Origin of the sequence: Pseudomonas agronomica, from assembly GCF_025917275.1 — a bacterium.
In the GTDB taxonomy this organism is placed as follows: Bacteria; Pseudomonadota; Gammaproteobacteria; order Pseudomonadales; family Pseudomonadaceae; genus Aquipseudomonas; species Aquipseudomonas agronomica.
The window spans coordinates 1-3,907 of sequence record NZ_JAOSHO010000462.1 but is presented as its reverse complement, the minus strand read 5'-3'; the positions used below and the strand labels follow the sequence as shown (position 1 = coordinate 3,907).

The following is a 3,907-nucleotide window of genomic DNA, read 5'->3' as shown; positions in this document are numbered from 1 at the left end:
GCGGGAGCAAGCTCCCTCGCCACGGGAAATATGTCTGCAGGTCCAGGCGTTTCACTCCGTTCAATTTCGTGTGGAGTATCCATGTCCTTCTCCGCCCCACCGCTGTTCGCCGCCTGGCGCCAAGCCTGGCGTGCCGGTTATACCCTTGAACGCCTGCGCGGCGATCTGGTGGCCGGGCTCACCGTGGGCATCATCGCCATCCCGTTGGCCATGGCGCTGGCCATCGCCGTCGGCGTCCCGCCCCAGCATGGCCTGTACACGGTGCTGGTGGCGGCGCCCTTGATCGCGCTGACCGGCGGCTCGCGTTTCAATGTGAGCGGGCCGACGGCAGCCTTTGTCGTCATCCTGCTGCCCATCACCCAGCAATACGGATTGGGCGGCCTGCTGTTGTGCACGATGCTCGCCGGCTTGATTCTCGTCGCCCTGGGATTGATGCGTGCCGGGCGGCTGATTCAGTACATCCCCTATCCCGTGATTCTCGGCTTCACCGCTGGGATCGGTGTCGTGATCGCCACGCTGCAACTCAAGGACTTGTTGGGACTGACCACGGCAGGCCACGCCAAGCACTACATCGAACAGCTCGGTGAGCTGGTCGCCGCGTTGCCCAGCGCCCACCTCGGTGATGGCATCATCGGCGCCGCATGCCTGGCCGTGCTGATTGCCTGGCCGCGTTGGGTACCCAGGGTGCCGGGGCATCTGGTGGCCTTGCTCATGGGCGCGCTGTTGGGGATGGCGATGGAGCGCGGCGGATGGCCGATCGCGACACTGGGCGAACGCTTCAGCTATGTGGTCGATGGCATCGCCTATCCCGGCATCCCGCCTTTCCTGCCGAGCTTCGACTGGCCGTGGAACCTGCCCGACAGCCAAGGTCATGCACTGGTGCTTTCCTATGACCTGTTCCGCCAATTGCTGGGGCCGGCGTTTGCCATCGCCATGCTCGGTGCCATCGAATCGTTGTTGTGCGCCGTGGTGGCGGACGGCATGACCGGCAGCAAGCATGACCCCAACGCCGAGCTGATGGGCCAGGGCCTGGGCAATCTGGTTGCACCGCTGTTCGGCGGCATCACCGCCACCGCCGCCATCGCCCGTAGCGCCACCAACGTGCGCAGCGGCGCGACCTCACCGCTGGCGGCGATCATCCACAGCCTGGTGGTATTGGTGGCGATTGTGCTGCTGGCACCGCTGTTCAGCTACTTGCCCATGGCCGCGCTGGCGGCATTGCTGGTGATGGTGGCCTGGAACATGAGCGAGGCCGGGCATGTGCTGCACACGCTGCGCATCGCACCGCGCAGCGATGTGCTGGTCCTGTTGACCTGCCTGAGCCTGACCGTGCTGTTCGACATGGTGATGGCCGTCGCCGTCGGCTTGTTGCTGGCGGCCGGACTGTTTATCAAGCGCATGAGCGAACTGACCGACAGCGCCGAGCTGCCGCGCCATGTCCACCAAGCCTTGCTGGACATGCCCGAGCATGTTCGTTGCTATGCGATTCGCGGGCCGCTGTTCTTTGGCGCAGCGGAAAAAGCCCTGGACGTGCTGCGCAAGTTCGACCCGGGTGTCCGGGTGGTGGTCGTGGAAATGAGCGCCGTACCGATGCTGGACATGACCGCCCTGGCCGCGTTTGAAAATATCCTGAGGGATTACCGCAAGCAGGGCATCGGCCTGATCCTGGTCGCGACCGCGCCGAGGGTACGCCTGAAACTGCGCCGCGCTGGAATACATCGTGAACAGCGCCAATTGGCGTATGTGCAGACCTTGGAACAGGCGCGGGTCAAGAGCGAGAAATGGCTGGCCAGTCATACGACCCATTGAAGACGCGCCTCGCCACAAAAGCCTCCTCACTACAGGGTGATCAATCGAACTGAGCGCGCATCCAGGCGTGGTATTGCGCTGCACCGGGCTCGCCTTCGCGAGGTGCCCAATGGGCCAGTTCGCCCTCGCCCACCGGCCGGTACGGGCCGGCCTTGCATTCGAACATCAGGCTGTCGGCTTCGAGCACCACCAGGCCGTGGTAGACGCCGGCCGGCAAGTCGACACCGAGGCAATCGCCTCCAGCCTGCAGGATTCGCTTGTCGAGCACCGTACCGGTCTCGTCGAAGATCAGTACACCGAGCCGACCCTTGAGCACAAGCAAGGTCTCAGCCTTGTCGGTGCTCAAATGGCGATGTGGCGGGATGTAGGTCGACGGTTGCAAGCCCACCGCCATGCGATGGCACGGCTCGTCCATCTGGTGGAAGTTGTGATGCTGACGCCCGCGTGGGCTGGCCGCGGCTTTCCCGGCCAGCTCATCGAACAAGGCTTGATCCAGGAACGCCGGGCCCGTCATCTGGTTACATTCCCTTGACCGCAAAGATGCCGTTGGCGTTGCGCCAGTAGCCTTTGTAGTCCATGCCATAACCGAAGATGTAGCGGTCGATGCACGGCAAACCCACGAAGTCGGCCTTCAGGTCCGGACGGGCCTTGCGGTCGTGGTCCTTGTCGATCAATACGGCGGTGTGCACGGCGCGGGCGCCAGCGTGTTTGCAGAAATCGATGATCGCGCCCAGGGTGTGGCCTTCATCAAGAATGTCGTCGATGATCAGCACGTCGCGGTCGATGAACGAGACTTCCGGCTTGGCTTTCCAGAACAGGTCGCCGCCGCTGGTTTCGTTGCGATAACGGGTGGCGTGCAGGTAGGACGCTTCCAGCGGGAAATTCAGATAGGTCAGCAGCTTGCCGGAAAAAATCAGCCCGCCGTTCATGACGCAGAACACCACCGGATTGCTGTCGGCCAACTGATCGTTGATTTGCGCACCGACACGGGCAATGGCCGCTTCGACTTCAGCTTCGGTGTACAGGCAGTCAGCCTCTCGCATGACTTGACGGATATGCTCGAGATCAGCGGACATAACGCTCTCCAGGGGTGGCAGTTCGGAAAAGCCGGCAAAGGTACGCATCCCGCCCGGCCAGATCAAGCATTTGTGGACTAACGTTCTGTATTGTCTATAGGACAACACCCTCGGATAGATTAATCTAGGCCGGTTTTTTTGCCCGCCGCCGGAGCCTTCCCCATGCCCATCCTCGAGATCCGCCATCCGCTGATCAGACATAAACTCGGCCTGATGCGCCGCGCCGACATCAGCACGAAGAACTTTCGCGAACTCGCCCAGGAAGTCGGTGCCCTGCTCACCTACGAAGCCACCAAGGACCTGCCGCTGGAGTCCTATGAAATCGACGGCTGGGCCGGTACGGTCCAGGTCGAGAAAATCGCCGGCAAGAAAATCACCGTGGTGCCGATCCTGCGCGCCGGCATCGGCATGCTCGAAGGCGTGCTGAGCCTGATCCCGGGCGCCAAGGTCAGCGCCGTGGGCGTGGCTCGCAACGAGCAGACCCTGCAAGCGCACACTTACCTGGAAAAACTGGTACCGGAAATCGACGAGCGCCTGGCGATGATCATCGACCCGATGCTCGCCACCGGCAGCTCGATGGTCGCCACCATCGACCTGCTGAAGAAAGCCGGTTGCCGCGACATTCGCGCGATGGTGCTGGTCGCCGCGCCCGAAGGCATCAAGGCCGTGGAAGACGCCCACCCGGACGTGACCATCTACACCGCGTCCATCGACCAGAAACTCAACGAACACGGCTACATCATCCCCGGCCTGGGCGATGCCGGCGACAAGATCTTCGGCACCAAGCAGAAGGACGCCTGAGCATGCAGGACGAGTTCAACGATCCGCTCTGGCGCCAGGTGCTGTCCGGCGCGCAGATGCTGTTCGTCGCCTTCGGCGCGCTGGTGTTGATGCCGCTGATCACCGGGCTGGACCCGAACGTGGCGCTGTTCACCGCCGGCCTGGGAACGATCCTGTTCCAAATCGTCACCGGGCGCCAGGTGCCGGTGTTCCTCGCCTCGAGCTTTGCCTTCATCACGCCG

At 63.0% G+C, this 3,907-nt stretch carries 5 protein-coding genes; 3 read left to right on the top strand and 2 right to left on the bottom strand.

Annotated features, from left to right (window positions below; translation table 11 throughout):
- Positions 1-81 precede the first annotated feature (81 nt).
- Positions 82-1,809, top strand: coding sequence for a C4-dicarboxylic acid transporter DauA (gene dauA / locus OC610_RS22725; protein ID WP_264430958.1), 1,728 nt, complete (start codon positions 82-84; stop codon positions 1,807-1,809).
- A 40-nt stretch (positions 1,810-1,849) separates the two neighbouring features.
- Here dauA and OC610_RS22720 read toward each other — a convergent pair whose 3' ends face one another.
- The gene (locus tag OC610_RS22720; protein ID WP_264430957.1) at positions 1,850-2,323 is read right to left on the bottom strand and encodes a WbuC family cupin fold metalloprotein; all 474 of its coding nucleotides are present in this window, start codon (positions 2,321-2,323) and stop codon (positions 1,850-1,852) included.
- Positions 2,324-2,327: 4 nt separating this feature from the next.
- The gene (locus tag OC610_RS22715; protein WP_181287867.1) at positions 2,328-2,885 is read right to left on the bottom strand and encodes a hypoxanthine-guanine phosphoribosyltransferase; all 558 of its coding nucleotides are present in this window, start codon (positions 2,883-2,885) and stop codon (positions 2,328-2,330) included.
- Between the two features lie 162 nt (positions 2,886-3,047).
- On the opposite strand from OC610_RS22715, the gene upp reads away from it, so the two are divergent.
- Positions 3,048-3,686, top strand: a complete 639-nt coding sequence (gene upp, locus OC610_RS22710) for a uracil phosphoribosyltransferase (RefSeq protein WP_030138594.1) — start codon at positions 3,048-3,050, stop codon at positions 3,684-3,686.
- Between the two features lie 2 nt (positions 3,687-3,688).
- Positions 3,689-3,907 (top strand): solute carrier family 23 protein (locus OC610_RS22705; RefSeq protein WP_332880482.1); only part of this gene is annotated, 219 nt, incomplete at its 3' end.

Excerpts from the sequence above, each read along its gene's own strand:
- OC610_RS22715 (WP_181287867.1), bottom strand. The coding sequence starts at position 2,885 with ATGTCCGCTGATCTCGAGCATATCCGTCAAGTCATGCGAGAGGCTGAC.
- upp (WP_030138594.1), top strand. The coding sequence starts at position 3,048 with ATGCCCATCCTCGAGATCCGCCATCCGCTGATCAGACATAAACTCGGC.
- dauA (WP_264430958.1), top strand. The coding sequence starts at position 82 with ATGTCCTTCTCCGCCCCACCGCTGTTCGCCGCCTGGCGCCAAGCCTGG.
- OC610_RS22720 (WP_264430957.1), bottom strand. The coding sequence starts at position 2,323 with ATGACGGGCCCGGCGTTCCTGGATCAAGCCTTGTTCGATGAGCTGGCC.